This window comes from Arenibacter echinorum (assembly GCF_003259375.1).
Classification (GTDB): domain Bacteria; phylum Bacteroidota; class Bacteroidia; order Flavobacteriales; family Flavobacteriaceae; genus Arenibacter; species Arenibacter echinorum.
Window position 1 is genome coordinate 200,589 of sequence record NZ_QLLN01000004.1, and the last position, 23,494, is coordinate 224,082.

Genomic DNA, 23,494 nt, shown 5'->3' on the forward strand with positions numbered 1-23,494 from the left:
AAAGAAATGGCACAGGACCAGGACAATTTTAGGGATTCCATAGGAACAATAAATGAGGACGGGAAAAGGGCTTGGATATATCCAAAAAAGCCTAGTGGCAAGTTTTATGAATATCGCAAGTATGTGAGTTATGTGCTTTTGGCATTTCTTTTTCTAGCTCCCTTTGTAAAAGTGAACGGCAACCAGTTCCTAATGTTCAATGTACTGGAAAGGCGTTTCAATATTTTTGGGTTTCCTTTTTGGCCACAGGATTTTCATCTCTTTGTAATTTCGATGATCATCGGGGTAATATTCATAGCCTTATTTACAGTTGCTTTTGGCCGTATTTTTTGTGGCTGGATGTGCCCACAGACAATCTTCATGGAAATGGTATTCAGAAGGATCGAATTTTGGATCGATGGTGACCGAGGAGCCCAAATACGGCTTAGCAAGCAGCCTTGGAACGCGGAGAAAATAAGGAAACGTGCCCTTAAACTGATTATTTTTTTCATTATCTCCTTTTTAATAGCCAATGTATTCCTAGCCTATTTAATTGGAAGTGACCGATTGATTGAATATATCACCGATGGCCCGTTACAACATGTAAGTACCCTGGTATCACTTTTAATTTTTACTGCGGTATTCTATTTTGTGTTTGCCTGGTTCAGGGAACAAGTATGTATCATAGCCTGCCCCTACGGACGTATGCAAGGCGTACTTCTGGACAATAAGTCTATTGTAGTGGCCTACGACCATAAACGTGGAGAGGCTGAAAACGGAAGAAAAAAGTTTAGAAAAGGAGAGGATAGGGCTGCCTTGGGACATGGTGACTGTATTGATTGTTTTCAATGCGTAAACGTCTGCCCTACAGGTATAGACATCAGAAACGGGACCCAATTGGAATGTGTTAACTGTACGGCTTGTATTGACGAATGCGACACCATAATGGAAAAGGTAAACCTGCCCAAAGGACTTATCCGTTATGCCAGTGAAGACAATATCGAGAAAAAGTCCAAGTTCAAGTTTACACCAAGACTAAAAGGCTACACCGCCGTTCTTGTTATTCTTACAGGAATTTTGATCGGAATGCTGTTTTTAAGAAATGAAGTGGAAGCAAATATCCTTAGACTTCCAGGACAACTTTACGAACATAAGGAAGACAATATTATCAGCAACGTTTACACGTATAAATTGGTAAACAAAACCACCAAGGATATTCCGGACGTAAGCTTTAAGCTGATGTCTCACAAAGGAACCATCAACCTGGTTAGACATCAACTTTTTAAGGTACCTGCACAGGGATTGGCGGAAGGCACCCTATTTGTAGAAATAAACAATTCGGCTTTGGAAGGTGACAAGAACAAATTGAGTATTGGAGTCTATAGTGGGGATAAATTAATTGAAACGGCAACGGCCAGATTCTTAGCTCCTAGAAGCTATAAGTAAATTAAAAAGGGTAGGTTAAAAACCTAAAAAACGAATAGATTTTCCTGTCAATAGGAAATCGAAACTAAAAGGAAAAGCCATGAAAATTAATTGGGGAACCGGAATTGTACTAGCCTTCATAGGGTTTATAAGTTTTATACTCTTTTTTGTAGTTCGCATGAGTATGGACAATAAGGCCAATCACGATTTGGTAATCGAGAATTACTATGGGGCAGAATTGGGATATCAAAAAGAAATTGATGCACAAAATAATTCACGCGCCAAAGAAGTTGACCTTACAATGGAAACAACCGATAAAGGTATAAAAGTGGTCTTCCCAAATAACCTGAATATAGAAGATATCAAAGGTACAGTGTCCCTTTACAGGCCATCTAACAAGCACTTGGATTTTGACTTACCTATAAGTCTATCCCAAGACTATTTGCTCATACCTGACAATCGTTTGTTGGATGGTCGCTGGGACATTAAAGTATCCTGGGAATACAATGATGAAGTCTATTTGTTTAAGAAAAAAATAACCTATCACCAAGTTAAATAAGGACTGTAAATATCACAAAGGTCAATACCTTTAAACTATGTTGTTATCTGCCGTAATATTGGGTCTAATGGGAAGCTTCCACTGTGTTGGAATGTGCGGTCCTATTGCCTTTATGTTACCAGTAGACCATAACAAACCGGCCAAAAAACTATTCCAGGTCTTTCTTTATCATATGGGCAGGCTTACCTCCTATAGCCTAATAGGTATCATTTTTGGATTTTTAGGCAAAGGACTTTATGTCTTTGGCCTACAGCAAAGGCTTTCCATCATCATCGGAGTCCTGATGATCGTCATAATCCTAATTCCGTACAAAACTTTTAGCAAATACAATTTCTCCAAACCCATATATTCTTTCTTGACCAAAATAAAAAGTCAACTTGGCAAGGAATTGCAAAAAAAGAGTCCGGACACCTTTCTCACCATTGGCTTTCTAAACGGATTACTGCCCTGTGGATTAGTTTATATGGCCCTTTTCGGGAGTATTGCGACCGCTAACCCGTGGCTTGGGGCACTGTTCATGGCCTTATTTGGACTAGGCACCATCCCTTTAATGACCACTGCCGTCTACTTTGGGAGTATGTTAAAAGGCTCGGCCAAAAAATCGGTGCAGAGATTGATCCCGGTATTCGTGATCCTTGTTGGATTACTGTTTATATTAAGAGGAATGGGACTAGGTATTCCCTATATTTCGCCCGAACCTGTCATGGAGGTTGTTGACAGCAATCTGGAATGCCACTAATAAGCCATTACCCCATCATTTTAGACTTGTCGTATATATGAAATTAATGTAAATTTCAAGCATATTGGAAATCAGCTTTCGTAAGCATGCCCAATCGATTTTTAGCATAATACATATTCACCCAACTACAAACATACTCCAATGAAGAAAATTATACTTCTATGTTACCTCCTTTTGAATTGGACGGTATTATTTTCACAGAACGAAAAAATAAACGTCATCGTTTTTGGCGCACATCCCGATGATTGCGATATCGACACTGGAGGTACGGCCATTTTACTGGCCAAGTTGGGGCATAATGTAAAGTTTGTTTCCCTCACCAATGGCGATGCCGGCCATTATGCCATGGGCGGAGGGGAGCTTGCCAAAGTAAGGATTGCGGAGGCCAAGGAAGCAGGTAAAAGATTTGGAGTAGAATATACGGTTTTGGATAACCATGATGGGGAATTGATGCCTACTTTGGAAAATCGACTTAAGGTGATACGTGAAATCAGAAAATGGAATGCCGATGTGGTCATTGCCCCCAGACCCAATGATTATCATCCGGACCACAGGTATACCGGGGTTTTGGTACAGGACGCCGCCTATATGGTAATAGTTCCAAATGTAGCCCCAGAAGTGCCCCCGCTACAAAAAAATCCAGTCTTTCTTTACTCGGAAGATGGTTTTCAAAAACCCAGCCCGTTCGAACCGGACATTGCCGTGATCATCGATAGTGTTTTTGATCAAAAAGTGTATTCCATGTCGGCACACAAATCCCAGTTCTTTGAATGGCTTCCATGGACAGCCGGAAATTTGGACAAGGTGCCCAAGGATGATAAGGGAAGATTGGAAATGTTGGCCAATTGGAGATCACAACCTCCCAAGGAGGTCCTCCTTAAATGTGCGGAAAAATGGTACGGTCCAAAAGCTTCCAGCGCCAAACATATAGAGGGTTTTGAAATATGTGAGTACGGCAAGCAGCCTACAGATGAAGAAATTGGGATACTTTTCCCCATGCTCCAAAAATAACCCCATCTAAGACTAAAGACAATATTGTCTAGTCCAGGATTTTTTTGGCATTTTCGCTATATAATTTCTTCAAAACCTCATCGCTAAGGCCCAACCCGTTGAACGACCAATGATAGGAAGATATATTCTTGTCATAAAAATGTTCATCCTCGCTTTCAAGGATGCGAAATGTTAATTCGTACATTTCCGGATCGGTACCCATATCAGTACCATAAACCAATTTATCCTGATACTTTTCATAAAAGCGCTTTGTGTAACGGGGAACGGCCGCTGTTTCCGCATATCTGGCCGAAATATCGGCAAACATATTATCGTATTTGTCCAAAAGTCTCCCAAGAATATCCAGATCATAACTACAATTAGCAAAATGACAGGCAATAAAAGTGGTTTTTGGATTTTCCCTAACTGCATTTTCCAAGGTAGTAATTAGTTCGGCATGCGTTAATAGCCCTTCCCGTGTAGTATCTATTCTCCATTTGTAGGCATTCATCAGCCCATCATTATGAACATCCATTGGTTCGTACATCCACATGGGATCCGCAACATGAATACTCACCGGCATGCCCAATTCACCACATTTTTCCCATAGTGGCCTCATCCTCTCATCATCCGCATGCATGCCTTCTGCCGGTGTTGGTTTAGAGTAAAAAAAACCAAAACCTTTGTCGCCCAATTCACCAACCCCTTTTGCTCCCATCTTAAAACATCTTTCCAACTCCTTTACGGCACGTTTGCTCCAGCCTTTTTCTTCGGAACCGGTAAAATCGAAGCCGCACCAAAGCTCAAAACGGTCCCCGTATTTGGAATAAAGATTAACAATACTATCAAAGGACTTCCCCGTCTGATAAGTGAGTACAATAGATTTGGCAACCCCTACCCGGTCCATTATCTTCACCCATTCGCTTATTTCCTGTTCCGATTTTGGATACAGATGTGAATGAAAATCCACCAAGGGAAATTTAGCTTTGGATATCTTGGTACTAGGGGTATTATAAATGGATACTGGATCGTAATCCTTAAGTAGAATGTCTTCCTGTGCTCTTACTGAAGTAGAAATAAAAGCAACGAATAAAAAAATGTGGTAGTAATTTTTCATATCGAGTTTCATGGGAATTAGACCGTGATGGTTGTCCCATGTATCTCAAATATAGCGATTTAAACATTACTTATTACAAGCAATTTAACCAATACTTGACCTAGACTATGATGGCCAGGTCGGGTTCCTGGCCTTATTGACTTCCAAGTCCTCTAAATTTTAAAAGTGATAACGGGTATTTTGGAATGATTGGCCACATCCTCCCCAATACTGCCCATTAGAAAGTGTGAAAGCCCTTTTCTCCCGTGGGTAGGCAAACCTATTAAATCGGCATTCCTGCTTTCACTAAATGCAAGTATTCCCCTCTCTACACCATAATCGTTATATATCTCGACTTCCAAACTCGCCTTGGCCAAATGCAGAAACTTATTAATTTTCTTAAAAGCATCCTTAGTGCTCAGAAAATTATCTCCAGGAGTATTGATATTTACCAAAATCAATTCAGCAGCAAGCTTATCCGCCAATTTCTTGGCCCTTTGGAATGCTTCCAGATTTTCCTCCTCAAAATCACAGGCAAAAACAAATCGTTTTACCTCAAAACCTTCAATATAATCCTTAATTACCAAAACCGGTATGTTGGAATTCCTTACCATTTTCTCAGCATTGGAACCCACAAAAATTTCTGCGATGCCATCTGTTCCGTGAGACCCCATAATAATTAGATCTGCCTGGTGCTTTTCTGCAACCTCATTAACTTCGCTGTACACTTTATGATGCTTTACAATAGGAGTAATCTTGATTCCCTTTAGATATGGCTTCTCCAAAAATGTCTCAAACCTTTTTTCTGCCAATTTTATTAAAAAGACGGCTTGCTGATAATGTGCCTGCTCATTGGCGGAAACAAGGGCCTCCGACAATTCCAGCATATGTAGGACAAAAATCTCAGATCCGTATTTTGTAGCAATGGAAGCGGCCGTTTTTAGGGCATTTTCAGATTGTTCTGAAAAATCGACGGGTACAATAATTTTTTTCATAGATTTATTTTTAATGATTATATTATCAAGAGGTTAAAAAATAGAAGGCACAATTAAATAGTCATCGAAAACAATCTAGTATCCGGTGCCTTGCGATGCAGGAACAAATCGAACGCCATACACACATTGCGTACAAAAGGCCTTCCTTTTTCGGTTACGTGAATTCCATTTGAAACAAATTCCACCAAACCGTCCAAAGCCATTTCCTTTAGTTTGTCCTTGACCTCATCCAATTCGACCAACCTTTCATTTTCATTCTCCCAGCTAGTCTTAAATTTACACATTAAATTTAAGATATGCTTGCGAATAACCCTGTCTTCTTCAGTTAAAATGTGACCTCTATAAATAGGAATAATGTTACTTTCCACCAAGTGGCGATACTCTTCCAGACTTTTTACATTTTGCGCAAAGCTATCCCAACTATCACTTATACTGGAAATTCCCAAACCTACCATAACCCTGGTCTTAGAGGCCGTATAGCCCATAAAATTCCTATGCAAGGTTCCATTCTCCATAGCCTTATAGAGCGAATCGGTCTTTAGTGAAAAATGATCCATTCCTATTTCAGAATAGCCCACCTCGGCCAACAAAGTCTTGCCCATCTCATACTGCTCCCGCTTCTCCTCCGCCGTTGGCAAATCTGAATCTTTATACCCTCTTTGTCCATTTCCTTTTAACCAAGGAACATGAGCATAACTGTAGAAGGCCAATCTATCTGGCATTAATTCCTTGGTCTTTAAAATTGTTTCGGCAACATCTTCCTTCGTTTGAAAGGGCAAGCCAAAAATAATATCATGACCTACAGAAGTATATCCTATTTCCCTGGCCCATTGGGTAACATTTTTTACATTTTCAAAGGGTTGCAGCCTATGAATAGCAAGCTGAACTTTCTTGTTATAATCCTGAACCCCATAACTTACCCTTCTAAATCCAACATCATAAAGCGCTTTTAAATGTTCTTTGGTGGTGTTATTGGGATGACCTTCAAAACTAAACTCGTAATTCTCCGCACGGGTGGCAGAGGTAAAAATACCATTGATAAGCCTTGTTAAATTCTCTGGCGAGAAAAAAGTAGGGGTTCCTCCCCCCAGATGAAGCTCCTTTATTCTTGGTTTTGTTTCAAACAAATCACAATAGAGTTTCCACTCTTTCAGGACATCGCTGATATATGGGTTTTCAACTTCATGCCGTTTCGTAATTCTTTTATGACACCCGCAAAAAGTACAGAGGCTTTCACAGAAAGGCAGGTGGATATATAGACTAATACCCTCCTCCCCGTTACTTTCATTAAAATTTTTTATCAAAGTATTTTGCCATTGTCGGCCAGAAAAAGATTCCAAATCCCAATAGGGCACCGTAGGGTAACTGGTATATCTGGGACCGGGGATATTGTATTTTTGAACTAAATTGGTCATATGCCATTGTTGTTTGCAATAGCCACAAAAATACCATGACGCAACCTTTAAAAATATGACACTTATCAGGTTTCACTATCGTCCAATAACTAAGGACCACAATTCCATAACCTTTAATTCCCGAAAAAATCTTTCTCCTCGAGGATTTGAAGTCGGACTTAATTTAAATAATCGTTAAAAACAGTACAATTAGAAACTAATTTTTTAATTAATCCGTTCTAGAGGCCCCTTTATGATAAAAACTATATTTTTGTAAACTTAAAAATAACCAATTATGACATTACTTTTAATGGCGGCCGGTAGCGGTAGCCGATATGGCAAGCTTAAACAATTTGATGACTTGGGTCCTAAAGACGAGTTCTTAATGGAATTCAGTATTTATGATGCCTTAAAAAATGGTTTTGACCACATAGTTGCTATTACAAAAAAAGAAAATGTAGATTTTTTGAAGGAGCACTTATCCAGCAGATTACCAAAAAATATTAAACTGGATGTTTTGGCCCAGGAAGTAAACGATCTTCCGGAAGGTGTAACTTATACTGGCGAAAGGGCTAAACCTTGGGGCACGGCACATGCTGTTTGGACCGCTAGGAATGTAATTGATAGACCGTTCGCCATAATTAATGCAGATGATTATTACGGCAAAAGTGCTTTTGAAAGTGCAGCCGACTTTATTAAGAACAATGGTAACAAAGAGACATTCGGTCTTATTGCCTATATACTAAAAAACACCCTATCCGAACACGGATCGGTTTCCAGGGGAGTTTGTAAATCGGAGGGCGGAAAATTGACTTCCATTCACGAGCATACCAAAATAGAAGCGCTGGATAATGTTATTATTGATTCCGATTCTGGAACCAAATTTACCGGGGAAGAATTGGTCAGCATGAACTTCTGGGTTTGTCAGCCTTCCATATTTCCTTTTATCACAGAGTACCTTAAAGACTTTATCGGAAATAAGGAGAACCATGCCAAAGGGGAAATATATCTTCCGTTTGCCATCAAGGAGATGATCGCAAAAAATCTGATAGATGCAGATGTAATTCCTTCTACAAGTCAATGGTTTGGAGTTACCTACGCCAGCGATAAAGATGTGGCCGTTACAGAATTACAGCGTATGACAGATAATAATGGGTATACCTCTCCGCTTTGGGACAATGTTTAGAACAGCCTTTCCATGATTGAAAATAAAAATGTTGAGCTCAACGAGCTGTTGAAAAACTTCTCTATAGATAGGAAAACCTATGAGTTTCAAGGAATAAATCAGGGTTATATCAATGACACCTATTTGGTCCTGGACAACCAGTACCCCTTGTATATTCTTCAAAGGGTAAACCATAATGTCTTTAAGGACGTACATGGCCTAATGGGCAATATTGCCAACGCATTTCAACATTTACAGGACCAAAATTACACGCCCATAGAACTCTTAAAAACGGAATGGGACAATTCCTATTTTAAGGATGAAAAAACAGGATATTGGAGATTGATGACCTATATCAACAACACTACCGCCTATGACAATGCCACGGATACGGACATTGCTTATGAAGCCGGTAGGGTGGTCGGAAAATTCCATCAACTTCTTGCAGAGGCACCCTTGGACAATTATGTGGATACCATTCCGCAATTCCATAATCTCCCTTTAAGGGAAAATCAATTTGAGGAATCCCTTCTATCCGCGAAAACAGAAAAGTTGGAAACGGCTAAAATGGCCATAAGCTTTGCCAAGGAAACCTTGGAAAAACTGAGAATTTTGGATAATTCCAAGTTGCCTTTACGGGTTTGCCACAATGACACCAAATTAAACAATATCCTTTTCTCGAAAGAAAACAACAAAGCCCTTTGCCTTATAGACTTGGATACGATTATGAAAGGGTATTTTTATTTTGATTTTGGTGATGCCATAAGAACCGTTGCCAATACCGCTGCGGAGGACGAACAGGATCACGGGAAGATTACTTTTGAGAAACCTTTATTCGAGGCCTTCATAAAGGGTCTAGAGAGTAACGGCCCCTTTTTATACAAAGAAGAAATAGACCTTCTGTCTTGGGGAGCTGTATTTATGCCCTTCATCCACGGTTTAAGGGCGCTTACGGACTATTTGAACGATAACATCTATTACAAGGTATCTTACGAAAACCAGAATTTGGACCGCTGTTTAAGCTTGTTCGACTTCACCAATAAAGCCCTTCAAGAAGTAGGGTATATGACCCAAGTAGTAAAAAAGGGGCTAACCCCTAAGGTTTAATTTTTTTGGGTGCAGGTAGCGATTAAACCCTCTTGGTGGAATCCCTAACAATTAGGCTGGTTTTAATTACCTTGGTGGTGCAATCCATATATTCCTTGCTCTCTATCCTTTCAATTAGGACCTTGGCCGCCGTTTCCCCTATATAAGTACCGTGCTGACTTACTGCGGTAAGAGCCGGACTTACGTAGCGCGATAATTTACCATTGGTAAACCCTATAACGGAAATGTCTTCCGGCACTCTATACCCCCAGGCCTTGATCAGTCTCAAGACTTCTACCGCCGTAATTTCATCCAAAGCCATAATACCCTCAATAGACTTATAATTTAACAAAAAAGTTATTAGAACTTCCAAATCATCATCCTTGCTTATTCTTAATATTAATTTATCATCAAAAGGAATATTAGCCTCTTCCAAGGCTTTTTTATATCCTTCCACCCGCAATTTACCTACACTGGAATGATCTATAGCGGTAACCAGGGCAACCGTTCTGCAACCGAGATTTATAAAATATTTGGTGGTTTTATAACCGGCCTCAAAATCATCAACCACTACCTTGTCACATATAATTACATCCGAAACCCTATCGAACATTACCAAGGGAATTTGCTCGTCCAGGATGTTTTGAAAATGTTCCAGTTTGTTCTTAAACTGTGTTTCTTCCGCCATGGACACAATTAATCCATCAACGGTACCACCTCCTAGAAACTCAAGGGTGGCAACCTCCTTTTCATAGGATTCATCACTGATACAGCTAAGTAGAATATACCCGCGTTCATTAGCTACTTTTTCAATCCCTGAAAATACCTGTGTAAAAAAATAATTGAGAATATTGGGAACTACAACTCCTATGGTCTTTGTCTTCCGCTGCAATAAACTAAGGGCCACTTTATTAGGCCTATATTTATTGTCCTTGGCAAACTGCCGTATTTTAGCCTTTAGTCCATCGCTGATTTCATGGCTATCATTAATGGCCTTGGAAACCGTTGAAATGGAAACACCAAAATATTGGGCAATCTCCTTTAGGGTTATTTTTTTCATAGAATTATCTTATCCCGAATTTCGGTAAAATAACTCCCTTTATAATATTATTAAAAGATTTTTTGTAAAAATCTTTAGATTAACCCAAGTCGATTGCCCAATAGCTTAGTGCTATTTATGCCTCTTATATGTATTGATTGATGATGTTCTCGAACAACTCCTGTTTCCCGCTCTGCAACTTCAATTCCCCATTTTCTTGGGCAATTTTGTAAAGGGCTTCCAAGTTCAACTTACCATTCTCAAAGTCCTTCCCTTTCCCTGAATCGAAGGAACTGTATCTTTGCGCAAGCATCTTCTCATAGGCAGAGGAAGAAATAATCCTATCTGCAGTAAGTAAGGCACGGGCAAAGGTGTCCGCACCACCAATATGGGCATGGAAAACATCATCCAAATCAGTAGAATTTCTTCTTATTTTGGCATCAAAGTTTACGCCACCACCTTGCAGTCCACCTGCTTTAAGGAATACCAACATTGCCTCGGTAGTTTCTTGAATATTGTTCGGGAACTGATCGGTATCCCATCCATTTTGGTAATCCCCCCTATTGGCATCTATACTACCCAACATTCCGGCCTTGGCTGCCACTGCCAATTCATGTTGAAAAGTATGCTGGGCCAAGGTGGCGTGATTCACCTCTATGTTTATTTTAAAATCTTTCTCCAATCCGTATTCACGAAGGAATCCTATAGCAGTTGCGGTATCAAAATCGTATTGATGCTTGGAAGGTTCCATAGGCTTGGGTTCTATAAAAAAGGTCCCCTTAAATCCTTGGGCCCTGGCATAATCCCTGGCCATCCCTAAGAATTGGGCCATATGATCCAGTTCGCGTCCCATATCGGTATTTAAAAGGGACATATAACCTTCCCTTCCGCCCCAGAAAACATAATTCTCGCCACCAAGGGCAATAGTTGCATCCAAGGCCAATTTTATCTGGCCCCCTGCCCTTGCCACTACATTAAAATCAGGGTTGGTAGCAGCCCCGTTCATATAACGTGGATTGGAGAAACAATTGGCAGTTCCCCACAATAATTTGATTCCTGAGTCGGCCTTTTTTTCCTTCAGATAATCGGTAATTATTGACAAACGTTTCTCAGATTCAGCAAAAGTGGCTCCTTCCTGGATAAGATCGAAATCATGGAAGCAAAAATAATCAAACCCCATTTTACTGATAAACTCAAAAGCCGCATCTGCCTTGTCTTTGGCCGCCTGCACAGGGTCCGAAGACTGGTCCCAAGCAAAATTCTGGGTACCTGGACCGAACGGATCCGCTCCCTGTCCGCAGAAGGTATGCCAATAGGCTATGGCAAACTTAAAATGCTCGCGCATGGTTTTCCCAGCAACCACTTGGTCTGGATTGTAATATTTGAATGCCAAAGGATTATCGGATTCCTTGCCTTCAAATTTAATATCACCTATTCCTTTAAAGTATTCTTTGTTTCCAATTATTGCCATCTCTTATTTATTATTTAATGATTAGTTCCAATTCTTTTTTCCAATTTTCATAGGCCAATTTATAAGCACTTTTATCGCTCAAAGGCTTAAAAGTCTTTACATGGTCGTTATTGGTAATATAGGTTCCAAATTTCTCAAACCCTCCTTCATTGATTCCTGCTGCCCTGGCCGCACCAATGGCCCCAGTGGTATTATAAATTTCAATGTCCTGCGACACTAAGGTAGATATAGTATCGGAAAAAATTTCCGACCTAAACAGATTGTCATTCCCGGCACGCATTACCTCAATGGATATTCCGTCCGATTTTAAGATTTCCATACCGTATACAAAGGAAAAGGCTATTCCTTCCAAAGCTGCCCTACAAACATGTGCCTTGGTGTGATTATTAAGGTTGATGTTGACCAGTCTGGTTCCAATATCCTTATTGTTGAGCATACGCTCTGCTCCGTTTCCAAATGGAATAAGACATACACCGTCCGAACCCACTGGAATTTCCGAAGCCAGGGAATTCATTTCCTCGTAAGAATCCACAGCCAGATTATTTAAAAGCCAGCGGTACTGAATTCCTGCACCATTGATATTCAACAATTTACCTACTCTTGGAGTCTGTTTACTGTAATTGACGTGGGCAAAATTATTTACCCTTGTACTTTCCTTTCCCGATAAACTATCGGTAACCGCATAGACCACCCCAGAGGTGCCTCCCGTGGCAGCAACTTCCCCGGGATTGAAGACGTTCAGTGCCAAGGCATTATTGGGTTGATCCCCCGCCCTGTAGAGTATAGGCGTACCAATGGCCAAACCACTTTCTTGGGCCCCCTTAGCATCCACTGCGGATTGAAGTCCAAAAGTATCCACAATATCTGGAATAAAGGACTTGGGAATGCCATAATGCTCCATGAGTAAATCTGCCTCCGTGTCTTCCTTGAAATCCCAGAGGATTCCTTCCGATAATCCGGAAATAGTGGTATTGATCACATTGGAAAAACGAAAAGCTATATAATCTCCAGGAAGCATTAGCTTGTCTGCCGTCTTATAAAGTTTTGGTTCGTTTTCCTTGACCCATTTTAATTTAGAAGCGGTAAAGTTTGCAGGGGAATTCAATAAATGGGCCTTACAGATGTCCTCCCCAATATCGCTATAAGCCTTCCGCCCTATTTCCACTGCACGACTATCGCACCAAATAATGGATTTCCTTACTGGCTCTCCCTGCTTGTCCACCAATACCAACCCATGCATCTGATAAGCAATTCCAATCCCCTTGATTTGATCTTGGTCAACAGCAAACTTCTGCTTAATTTTTTTTATTCCCTGACAAACATACCTCCACCATTCCTTGGGGTCTTGTTCTGCCCAACCATTTTTCAAGGCCAGCATTTCCATTTCCGTTTCCGGTTCCTGTACCACCCCAACACTTTTTCCAGTAGCCACCTCAACCAAAGCCACTTTAATTGAAGAGCTGCCAATATCCAATCCCAAATAATACATATGTCTTAAAATTTTATGGAATAAATTCCCAATATGAAAATTCTTGAAGAACCAATCAAATATATTAAAATCTATATCACGACAAGCATATTAAGGCACAAGGCATAAATAAATACAAAAATGGCAGACCCCAAATATTGATACCTTATCTTCGTAAGTAATTATAAATTAGATAGTTATAAATTAATCGTGATGGTACGAAACTTTTCGAAAACGCTTTCGTAGAAATAGACTCTTATAACTAGTGGCCCTCAAAATATGGACAAGGCTATTTAGCCAATACCCATGGTTTCATTTATTCCTTTTTCTTGCTCACCAGGCCTTTGGTAAACTCGTTCAAGGTATCTACTTTTTCTTCAAAATCACCTTTTATGGTTTTTCGGAATTCGTTTAAATTTTTCACCAGATCATCAATATTCTCTGGAATTACATCCTCAAAAAACTGTCGCAGGCGTTTTGCGGTTGTGGGCGATTTACCATTGGTAGAGATGGCTACCTTTACATTGCCCTTGGTGACGATACCTCCCATGAAAAAATCACAAAAAGGTGGGTTATCGGCTACGTTTACGAGGATATGCTTTTCCCTGCAGTCGTGATACACCTGTTCGTTTACAGCCACCTTATCTGTAGTAGCAATAACCATATGGCGACCTTCCAAGTAACTTTTCTTATATACGTCCTTGGTTATTTTTACTTGATGCTTTTTGGCAAGTTCCAATGTTTCGTCCAAGAATTCCGGCGCCACCATTTCTACTTGGGCATGGGGACTGGATTTAAGCATAAAGGTCAGTTTTTCCAAACCAACGTTGCCTCCCCCTACAATGAGGATATTAAGCTGTGATACCTTTAAAAAAATAGGGTACAATTCATTCCTTTCCATATTTCCCTCCATGTTATTTATAAGTTCATACATAATTATCATCTAGTAGATTACCCCATTTATTTACAAGGATTCTATACCTCCGCTGATAGAAGGGACTTTCTAAAATAATGTATTTCAAGCCATTAACCTTCATTAAGATCTCTCTTGATAGCTATCTGGATGCGCTCCACCGGACAATGTTTAATCAATTCCAACATGTCTCCTCGAGCGCAGTCGAGAGGTCATCGGTCTTGCCCTTTCCGTTAAATTTTTCGGAAAAAAAATCAATCTATTCAAAGATAAGGTACAAAATCCATGTCCATATTATAATTTTAAAGCATTTTACACCCCGTTTCTCGTCACTTTTTAAATGTTGGGAATATCCTTGGATTTTTTTTCAATGGGAATGACAAAAGTGCTATTTTCGAATTCTATAAAATAATTGCAGCGGATAATACGATTTTGCTTTAACTCAACTAAAATTCATGGCCAGTTCCATGTAGATTCCATTACCTAGATTATGATCAACTACAACCCTATGAAAAATCCAATTTTATCCCTTTTGTTTCTTTGTTCCTGTATATTGAGCGGACAAGAACCAGTAGACTACGTTAATCCTTTGGTAGGCACAGATTCCAAGCCTAGCATGTCTAACGGAAATACCTATCCGGCCATAGCTATGCCATGGGGAATGAACTTTTGGACCCCACAAACGGGAAAAATGGGTGATGGATGGGCATATTCTTACGCTGCCGATAAATTAAGGGGATTTAAACAAACCCATCAGCCTTCCCCATGGATGAACGATTATGGCCAGTTTGCCATTATGCCACTTACCGGAAAATTACGCTTCACGGAAGACGACAGGGCCAGTTGGTATTCGCATAAATCAGAAATTGTAAAGCCTCATTACTACAGTGTATATTTGGCCGATCATGATATAACCACCGAAATTACCCCCACGGAAAGAGCTGCCATGTTCAGGTTCACCTTTCCTGAAAATGAAAATTCACATGTAGTGCTCGATGCTTTGGACAAGGGTTCCTATGTAAAAATTATTCCAGGCGAGCGAAAAATTATTGGATATACCACCAAGAACAGTGGTGGGGTCCCTGATAATTTTAAAAATTACTTTGTGATGGTCTTTGATAAGGATTTCGAATCTGCCAAGACTTTTAGCGGAGAGCAACTATTGGAAGGCCAGGAGATTGAAACCGACCACGCCGGTGCCATTGTCAGCTTTAAAACAAAGAGAGGCGAGGTCGTGATTGCCAAAGTAGCCTCCTCTTTTATTAGCTATGACCAAGCCGAATTGAATTTAAAGGAGCTTGGTACCGATGATTTTGAGGCCATAAAACAAAATGGTAGGACAGCTTGGAACAAGGAACTAGGAAGAATTAAGGTAGAAGGCGGTAGTGTAGATCAATTTAGGACCTTCTATTCCTGTCTTTATAGATCCTTATTGTTCCCAAGAAAGTTCTTTGAATATGACGCTAACGGAAATGTAGTGCATTACAGCCCTTATAATGGTGAAGTACTTCCTGGCTATATGTTTACAGATACGGGATTTTGGGACACTTTTAGGGCGCTTTTTCCTTTCCTAAACCTTATGTACCCCGAACTTAATTCCCAGATACAAGAAGGTCTTGCCAATGCCTATAAAGAAGGTGGCTGGTTACCCGAATGGGGAAGTCCCGGTCTTAGAAACGTCATGGTAGGCAACAATTCCGCTTCCGTTGTAGCGGATGCCTATTTAAAAAATGGAAACAATCAAAATTATGACATTGCTACATTATATGAAGCCTTGATCCATGGTGCCAATAACGCAGGTCCCTTAACGGCAGTAGGACGTGCCGGAGTCGATTATTACAACAAACTTGGATATGTCCCCTATGATGTGGATATCAATGAAAATGCGGCCAGAACCTTGGAGTATGCCTATGACGATTTCACCATTTATCAGTTGGCAAAAGCCTTGAACAAACCTAAAAAGGAAATCAACCTATATAAAAAACGAAGTCTGAATTATAAAAACTTGTTCGACCCAGAGACCAAATTAATGCGCGGAAAGAATGAGAACGGCGAATTTATGACTCCCTTTAACCCCTTTAAATGGGGCGATGCCTTTACCGAAGGCAATAGCTGGCATTACACCTGGTCCGTTTTTCACGACATCCAAGGCTTAGCAAATTTAATGGGTGGAAACGAAGCCTTTGCTGCCAAGTTGGATGAAGTATTTTCATTGCCGCCAGTTTTTGACGAGAGTTATTATGGCTTTATAATCCATGAGATACGGGAAATGCAGGTGGCCAATATGGGACAATATGCCCATGGCAACCAACCAATACAGCACATGCCCTATTTATACAATTTTGCCGGTCAACCATGGAAAACACAATATTGGGTAAGGGAAACCATGGACAGGATGTACACCCCCGCACCAGACGGCTATTGCGGGGATGAGGACAACGGACAAACCTCAGCATGGTATGTATTCTCTGCCATGGGATTCTATCCGGTTTGCCCAGGGACAGATCAATATGTATTGGGAGCACCATTGTTCCAAAAAACAACGCTTACGCTTCAAAATGGAAAGGAAATCAGCATTAACGCCCCCAAGAACAGTGATACCAACAAATATGTGAATGAACTGACCTTAAACGGAAAGACCTATTCCAAAAATTGGTTGAGTCATAAGGAATTGATGCAGGGGGCTGTTTTGAATTTTGAAATGACAGACACTCCCAACAAGGCCAGGGGAACTAAAAGCGAGGATTTTCCTTTTTCACTTTCCAATGAAAAATAAGAACTATTAATGAAGGCATAATCAAACTCCTAACCTTATCCAAATCAATAAGCGGCGGCCCATAAAAGCAAGAAATTACTTTAGGACCGCCGCACCGATATTTGTCCCCTTTAAGGGATTATGGAATTTTTAGGACATTCTTACTTGCCCGTCCCCATAAACGTAATATTTATTGGTTACCAACTGCTCCAGTCCCAGTGGACCCCTATGGTGCAGTTTGTCCGTACTGATTGCCAGTTCCGCGCCAACACCCATTTGTCCACCATCGGTAAATCTAGTAGAGGCATTGTGGTATACAGCGGCACTATCCACTTGATCCATGAACTCCATGGCCAGTTCCTTATTCTGGGTCATAATAGTTGCGGAATGCCCTCCTGAATAGTTGTTGATCTTTTTTACAGCCGCTTCCAAATCCTCTACAGCCCCAACCACACACTTCATGGACAAGAATTCTTCATACCAAATAGAGTCTTCTTGCACAACGGTATTTTCAGGCAGCAGCTCGGCCACCTTACTATCTACTACAACTGAGACTCCCTGGTTGTTTAAGATAGCATTGAGCTCCTTTATCTTGTTGGAATAATCGTCAATATTTACATCGACCAAGATTTTATCCAGGGCATTACAGGCCGAAATCTTTTGGGTCTTCGCATTTAGGATTACCTCTAAACTTTTTGCCCAATCCGCATCCTTGTCTACAAAAAGGAAATTATTGCCCCTTCCGCTGACCAATACCGCACATTTGGCGTGTTCTTTTACAAAAGCGATTAAACGCTCCCCTCCCCGGGGTACGATCAAGTCCAGCTTTTCGGTAGGATTCCTCAAAAATGCCTGGGTCTCCTCCCTATTCATATGAAGAAGTTGGATCCATTGGGTATCCAGACCATTTTCCTCCAGCGCTAGGTGCCAGCATTTCTCCAAGATAATATTACTGTTTACGGCTTCCTTTCCACCCTTCAACAAAATTTTATTGTTGGCTTTAAAGGCTAAAACAGCCGCTTCTATGGTAACATCCGGTCTGGATTCATAAATAATCATTATGGTCCCAAAAGGCGCAGTTTTATTTTCAATTTTCAATCCGTTTTCCAGGGCCTGTTCCGATTTTATTTTGCCCACTGGATCTTGCTGTTGCAGCACCTCTCTGATAGCTGCAATCATTCCGTCTACCTTTTTATCATCCACAATGAGCCTATCGTACATGGCCCTATCCTTCTTATCAAAAAGATCAAGATCTTTCTGATTGGCAGCTATTATTTCGTTCCTTTTGCTATCCAAAATCTGCATCATGGAATGCAATACTTTATTTTTAATATCTGTATTTAATAATTTCATTCGTTTTATTTTTCGTTAGCTTCTGTTATACCGAAATCTTAGTACCCACGCTCTTCCCTTCCACGATATCCAGAATAACCCGCTTTCTTTTACCATTGGCAATATAGGTCGGGATATTCTTGGAGGCGGTCTGCTTGGCGATGTTTAACTTGGAGCCCATACCTCCCCTGCCTTCTGCTTCACCTTTATCTATGGTCTTTATATATTTCTCCACATTCTGGTCTACGCTCACATTCTGAATTACCTCGGTATCCTTATCATCTGGATGTCCCGTAAACAAACCATCCGTATCGGTAAGAATAATCAATTTATCCGCTTTGGTAAGTTCCGCCACTAGACTTGCCAACTCATCGTTGTCCGAGAACATGGAATTGGTCAAGGAAACAGCATCATCCTCATTGGCAATTGGCACCACACCTTCTGCCAATAGACCTTCATAACAATTAATCATATTATCGCGATGGCTTCCAGGGTTAAAATCCCTTTTGGTTGCCAATACCTGGGCACACTTCATTCCATAATCTTGAAATATATTATAGTAATGGCGCATCATCCTTGGTTGCCCAATGGCCGAATACACTTGTCGCCTTGTGGCCTTGTCCGTAATCTGACTCTCCCCCATCACCTCCATGCCTGCTATAACCGATCCCGAAGAGACCAGAACAGACATGATATTGCGTTCGTACAATTCTGCTATCTGTTGTACTAAATGATCAAGGACAGGTTTTACAATCCTGTTGTCCTTATTGGTCATTACATTGGTACCTACTTTTATAACTACTCTCTGTTTATACATATCTTATTTATCTTGTCCTAGTTCAACAGCGCGATTGAAAGCAGAGTAGGCAGCCTCCTTAATAAGCTCCTTTACATTATTGTCTTCCATGGAATCCAATGCCGCCCTGGTAGTGCCTCCTTTGGATGCCACTCTTTCCATCCAAGAATTGGGAGAAAGATCGGATTGATTAAACAAGTCTACGGCACCTTCGAAGGTGTGACTAACCAACATCTTGCTGTCATTGGCCGAAAAGCCCATTTTTAAAGCCGCCTCCATCATACTTTGCATAAAATAGAAAACATAGGCAGGGCCGCTACCAGAAATACCTGTGGAGGCATCGATAAACTTTTCGGAGCTTACCAAAATTGATTTTCCTGTTGTATCCAATAAATTCTCTATGGTCAATAATTCTATTCTTGACACTTCCTTAGAAGCCGTATATGAAGTTACCCCCTTACCTATTTGGGCCGGAAGGTTTGGCATGGCACGGACAATTTTTTGTAGTCCCAATTGGTCTTGCATCGATTTTATAGTTACCCCTGCCATTATTGAAATAACAATTTGCCCCTCATTGACAAGGGTTTTCATCTTCTTAAATAAATCCTCGCTATGGAAAGGTTTAACGGCAATAAAGATTAAATCTGCCTTAGGAACACAATCCTCCAAATGTTCATATACTTCAAAATGTAAAATCTTTTTTAAGGACAAAGTCTTTTCCTGTGAACTGTCCAAAATCATAAGATTTCTTTTCTTTAACAATTTTGATTTTGACATGGATTCTGCGTAGGTCAATCCCATATTCCCCGCCCCAATTACTAATACTTTCATGTATTGTTTTTAAGTTAATACTTTAATTTACAATCCCATTTGCACAATAACCATGCGATACCCCAGTATTCCATATAGAGTTTAACTGTTGATATGATTTTACCATAGACAAAACCTATACATTGCCCTTAGCCTATACTATTGTTGCAATTCGATTTTTAATCTGGATTGGAAAATTTTTGCTTCAAGGCCTTCAAGCGTAGAATAAATTATTGCAAAACCTGACAAAATGGTGTTTGCCCATAAGAATTGGCAAGAATGAACCATGCCAATCCACCCTTTCAAATAATATCAATTGTAGTAAATTGACCCTGTAATGGGTTAGATGTATGAAACAGTCCTATCCTTGCATAGAAGAACCGGCAAGTAATAATAAAAAGGGATATGGATTTACCCTTCCTTAATGTAAAAAGTAAATTTTCAACATGATGGCCTCCTCATTAAACTCATTGGACACTCCATGGGGTATAGACCCATCAAAATAAAGAAGATCCCCTTTTTCAATAAGTACCTTATCTTTCTTGAGTAAGTAGTTTACCTTACCTCCCAACACATATATCAATTCATTGGCATTGGTAGAGATAGGCTTCCTATAAGCTCCAGCTGCAACATTAACGATATACACCCTGATACTGCTATCCGAAGAAGGACTGGACAAGAGGTGAGTATATTCAAGGTTGACGGAATCTTCCCGGTCTTCCTTGGTGCCCGTTCCGTTTTTGATTACTATATAATCTCCAGTAACATTTGAGGATAGGTCCAACTCGGACAAATCTATACTCAAGGTCTGCATTATTTTTAAAAGTACTGGTAGGGATGGAGTGGTTCTTAAATTTTCAATCTTAGAAATAAGTCCGGCACTAACACCGGTCCTTTTTGCCACTTGTTGTAGGGTCAGGTCTCTTTTTTGACGGGCCAATTTCAATTGGCGCCCTATATTGATAAGAATGTCATCCATTTATTTACTATTGGTCATGTGCTTGCAAAGAGCTTGCTGCAAAGACGTTATAACAGCAAAAATAGGCATTTATTTTAATTGAAAAATACTAAAAACTACAGCATGATTTAAAGAGGACTCAATACATGGAACGTCGATTGAATTTAATTCTATTGGATTCCACCATTTTTTATAAAAACAACCTCCAAACATGTAAAGTACCCAATATCAATATGATATGTACTTTTTTTTTAAAGGCCTTGGTCTTGTGCTATCCTCTCTGTTTAAATTCCACATTTCTATCACTAATTGATGCCGAGAGCCTTGGAGCATCGGGGTGGCCTTTTTCCATAGGAGTGGGCTGCACGAATTGACTTTGTTTCCCTTCGATTGAAATTTGACCAGAGGGGTCCAAGCTTAGAAAGGCAAAAATGGAATCCTCGTACATAGCCCTACTACCATCGGAGCCATAACCCTCTCCTACATAAAAATATGAGGCACTGTTCATCTGAAAATAATGTACGTTGTTAATAAAACTGTGGTCATCTACATGATGGTGCCCACAAAAACAGGCAATTACTTTTTGATAATCCGTCCTGTTATTGGCATCATCAATAACTTTTCTAACCGCAAACCTACTTGGAGAGGACCAACCATCCCAAATTTCGTCGAAGGCCTGATGGGAAATAATAATGGTCTGTTTATCGGTTTTTTCCAAATCCTGTTTTAACCATTCAATTTGTTCAGGGTTGACCAAACTTCTATTTTGCTGTTCAATATAGAAATTGGCGTTACCGTAATCTTCATATTTCCCATTTTTCATAATATAGTTCCCGTCCATTACCACAAAATGAAAGTCACCTTTATCGAAAGAATAATAGTTCTTTTCCATTCCGAAAAAATCCATAGCTTCTTTTTTGGTCACCTTGTCCATATCATGGTTTCCCAACACATGATATTTTTCTCCCTTGTAGGTGTTCCAAAGGTCCATACATTCCTGTGCTTCTTCCGTTGCATAGCAAAAATCGCCCCCTTGAACAATAAAATCCAATTTGCGGGAGGAAGCCTCTTTGATAAAAACATCCAAGCGATCCAAAGCATCTGAACAATAGCCATGGTGGATATCGGTTATAAAACCAATATTGATCGAATTATTTTTGGTGATCTTATTTTTAGGTGCGAATGCGTAAGCCCCAGCATTTCCAAGTCCCAGGGCCAAAGTTCCCAATCCCATTTTGGCCATAAACTTGCGACGCCCTTTTGCTTTATTTTGCATGATATTCTTTCTTAATTGTTTAACCACTTACTTTGTTAGATCTGGCTGAAGCACATTTGTTAAGCCATTCTTCGCTAAAGGGATTTATATTTCCAAACCGCGAAATTTCAAACTCTGAAAAATCCATAGGATTGGACCTCCCAGAAGCCATTTCTGCAATTCCCAAGCCTACTCCCCCTGCAACCGAAATCCCGGCCCCGCAACATCCTGAAGCCACTAGAAAACCCTCAGTTCCTGGAACCCCTCCCAATACCAATTGGGAGTCTGGGGTGTAACCTGAAAATCCTGCTACATAATACTTAATCCCCATATCATAAAATGCTGGAAAAAAACGCGCAAGTCGCTCGCCATTTTCAAATAGATCGTCCATACCTTCATCGGCACTAAAAACAAAATCCGCAATATCCTTGGGCACATCTTGTGGCGAAGCTACCAGAGATTTCTTTTCGCGTATCCCAAATAACAAACTTCCTCCTTCAGGGCGTGCATAGGCCTGGGCGTCCGGCAAAAGGACCATGGGCGAATTTGTGGGAAAAATATCGGCGCGCTCCGTTATCCAATATTGACTTCGAACTGGAGCCATGGGAAGTCCGACTCCCATTTCCTTGGCAAGTATGGGAGCCCAAACACCTGCCGCATCCACAACGGTTTGTGCATATATCTCCCCCTCTGTGGTCCTTATCCCTTTAACGTTTTTGCCCTCATGTATCAAGCCCAAAACTTCAACTCCTTGACGAATTTTTGCTCCATGTTTTCTAGCACATCTAGCAAAGAATGTCCCCAACATATAAGGATCACAATAGGCCTCATTGGGAACAAATCCTATTTTCAATGCTTCGTCCAACTTTAGCCAAGGTGCTTTTTTCTTGGCCTCTTCCTTGCTAATGTAATATGCTTCCTGAGCGTACTCCTTGGCGATGCCCATTAGTTCCTCAAGATCTTTCACCTTGGCATCAGTGGCCGCTACATGCATCATGCCTACCACCTTAAAATCCAAGCTTTCTCCTAGCTCCTCCTCCATTTCCTTGGCTACCCTAAAAGTTTCAATAGTAAGCGGAATATAGGATCGCTTGGAGCGGACCATGGTCATTAGGGCAGCGGCTCTACTGGTAGCCGCGTTATTAAGTTCGTTGCGTTCAACCAGAATTACTTGTTTCCCTGGATTATTCTTACTGTAGTAATAGGCTATGGCACAACCAAATACTCCGCCCCCAATTATTACTAAATCGGTCTTTTTCACTGAATTGT

20 protein-coding genes are annotated in these 23,494 nt (G+C 40.5%); 7 read left to right on the top strand and 13 right to left on the bottom strand.

Annotation, left to right across the window (positions count from 1 at the left end):
* Positions 1-6: 6 nt before the first annotated feature.
* The 4 genes from ccoG to LV92_RS11430 all read left to right on the top strand — a co-directional run bounded on the left by ccoG (position 7) and on the right by LV92_RS11430 (position 3,713).
* Positions 7-1,425 (top strand): cytochrome c oxidase accessory protein CcoG, encoded by a 1,419-nt coding sequence (ccoG, locus tag LV92_RS11415; protein ID WP_111623781.1) that lies wholly within the window; start codon positions 7-9, stop codon positions 1,423-1,425.
* A 79-nt stretch (positions 1,426-1,504) separates the two neighbouring features.
* Entirely contained in the window at positions 1,505-1,963 is a 459-nt protein-coding gene (locus LV92_RS11420) for a FixH family protein (RefSeq protein WP_111623782.1), read from the top strand.
* Between the two features lie 37 nt (positions 1,964-2,000).
* Positions 2,001-2,702, top strand: coding sequence for a sulfite exporter TauE/SafE family protein (locus tag LV92_RS11425; protein ID WP_111623783.1), 702 nt, complete (start codon positions 2,001-2,003; stop codon positions 2,700-2,702).
* Positions 2,703-2,843: 141 nt separating this feature from the next.
* The gene (locus tag LV92_RS11430) at positions 2,844-3,713 is read left to right on the top strand and encodes a PIG-L deacetylase family protein (protein ID WP_111623784.1); all 870 of its coding nucleotides are present in this window, start codon (positions 2,844-2,846) and stop codon (positions 3,711-3,713) included.
* Positions 3,714-3,741: 28 nt separating this feature from the next.
* On the opposite strand, the gene LV92_RS11435 is transcribed toward LV92_RS11430, so the two are convergent.
* From LV92_RS11435 to hemN, 3 genes are all read right to left on the bottom strand, one after another.
* Entirely contained in the window at positions 3,742-4,809 is a 1,068-nt protein-coding gene (locus LV92_RS11435) for an amidohydrolase family protein (protein ID WP_111624120.1), read from the bottom strand.
* A gap of 152 nt (positions 4,810-4,961) precedes the next feature.
* Positions 4,962-5,783 carry a universal stress protein gene (locus tag LV92_RS11440; RefSeq protein ID WP_111623785.1) on the bottom strand — a complete coding sequence of 274 codons (822 nt, stop codon included), beginning with the start codon at positions 5,781-5,783 and terminating at the stop codon, positions 4,962-4,964.
* Between the two features lie 53 nt (positions 5,784-5,836).
* Positions 5,837-7,198, bottom strand: a complete 1,362-nt coding sequence (gene hemN, locus LV92_RS11445; protein ID WP_111623786.1) for an oxygen-independent coproporphyrinogen III oxidase — start codon at positions 7,196-7,198, stop codon at positions 5,837-5,839.
* Positions 7,199-7,472: 274 nt separating this feature from the next.
* On the opposite strand from hemN, the gene LV92_RS11450 reads away from it, so the two are divergent.
* Both LV92_RS11450 and LV92_RS11455 read left to right on the top strand, forming a co-directional pair.
* Positions 7,473-8,363 (top strand): nucleotidyltransferase family protein, encoded by an 891-nt coding sequence (locus LV92_RS11450; protein ID WP_245946359.1) that lies wholly within the window; start codon positions 7,473-7,475, stop codon positions 8,361-8,363.
* Between the two features lie 12 nt (positions 8,364-8,375).
* Positions 8,376-9,449, top strand: coding sequence for a phosphotransferase enzyme family protein (locus tag LV92_RS11455; RefSeq protein WP_111623787.1), 1,074 nt, complete (start codon positions 8,376-8,378; stop codon positions 9,447-9,449).
* Positions 9,450-9,471: 22 nt separating this feature from the next.
* On the opposite strand, the gene LV92_RS11460 is transcribed toward LV92_RS11455, so the two are convergent.
* From LV92_RS11460 to LV92_RS11475, 4 genes are all read right to left on the bottom strand, one after another.
* Positions 9,472-10,488, bottom strand: coding sequence for a LacI family DNA-binding transcriptional regulator (locus LV92_RS11460; RefSeq protein ID WP_111623788.1), 1,017 nt, complete (start codon positions 10,486-10,488; stop codon positions 9,472-9,474).
* A 124-nt stretch (positions 10,489-10,612) separates the two neighbouring features.
* Positions 10,613-11,938, bottom strand: a complete 1,326-nt coding sequence (xylA, locus tag LV92_RS11465) for a xylose isomerase (protein WP_111623789.1) — start codon at positions 11,936-11,938, stop codon at positions 10,613-10,615.
* Between the two features lie 10 nt (positions 11,939-11,948).
* Complete coding sequence (locus tag LV92_RS11470; RefSeq protein WP_111623790.1) at positions 11,949-13,427, bottom strand: xylulokinase; 1,479 nt, start codon at positions 13,425-13,427, stop codon at positions 11,949-11,951.
* A gap of 295 nt (positions 13,428-13,722) precedes the next feature.
* Entirely contained in the window at positions 13,723-14,307 is a 585-nt protein-coding gene (locus LV92_RS11475) for a precorrin-2 dehydrogenase/sirohydrochlorin ferrochelatase family protein (RefSeq protein WP_111624122.1), read from the bottom strand.
* Positions 14,308-14,827: 520 nt separating this feature from the next.
* Between LV92_RS11475 and LV92_RS11480 the strand changes: the two genes are divergently transcribed.
* Positions 14,828-17,095: a GH92 family glycosyl hydrolase gene (locus LV92_RS11480; RefSeq protein WP_111623791.1), complete on the top strand. Its 2,268-nt coding sequence runs from the start codon at positions 14,828-14,830 to the stop codon at positions 17,093-17,095.
* Positions 17,096-17,224: 129 nt separating this feature from the next.
* Here LV92_RS11480 and LV92_RS11485 read toward each other — a convergent pair whose 3' ends face one another.
* From LV92_RS11485 to LV92_RS11510, 6 genes are all read right to left on the bottom strand, one after another.
* The gene (locus LV92_RS11485) at positions 17,225-18,427 is read right to left on the bottom strand and encodes a glutamate-5-semialdehyde dehydrogenase (RefSeq protein WP_111623792.1); all 1,203 of its coding nucleotides are present in this window, start codon (positions 18,425-18,427) and stop codon (positions 17,225-17,227) included.
* 25 nt (positions 18,428-18,452) lie between these two features.
* The gene (gene proB / locus LV92_RS11490) at positions 18,453-19,223 is read right to left on the bottom strand and encodes a glutamate 5-kinase (RefSeq protein ID WP_031442237.1); all 771 of its coding nucleotides are present in this window, start codon (positions 19,221-19,223) and stop codon (positions 18,453-18,455) included.
* Positions 19,224-19,226: 3 nt separating this feature from the next.
* Complete coding sequence (gene proC / locus LV92_RS11495; RefSeq protein WP_111623793.1) at positions 19,227-20,033, bottom strand: pyrroline-5-carboxylate reductase; 807 nt, start codon at positions 20,031-20,033, stop codon at positions 19,227-19,229.
* A gap of 400 nt (positions 20,034-20,433) precedes the next feature.
* Positions 20,434-20,991 (bottom strand): helix-turn-helix domain-containing protein, encoded by a 558-nt coding sequence (locus LV92_RS11500; protein WP_111623794.1) that lies wholly within the window; start codon positions 20,989-20,991, stop codon positions 20,434-20,436.
* Positions 20,992-21,241: 250 nt separating this feature from the next.
* Positions 21,242-22,246, bottom strand: coding sequence for a metallophosphoesterase family protein (locus LV92_RS11505; RefSeq protein ID WP_111623795.1), 1,005 nt, complete (start codon positions 22,244-22,246; stop codon positions 21,242-21,244).
* 19 nt (positions 22,247-22,265) lie between these two features.
* Positions 22,266-23,486, bottom strand: coding sequence for an NAD(P)/FAD-dependent oxidoreductase (locus LV92_RS11510; protein WP_111623796.1), 1,221 nt, complete (start codon positions 23,484-23,486; stop codon positions 22,266-22,268).
* Between the last annotated feature and the right edge of the window lie 8 nt (positions 23,487-23,494).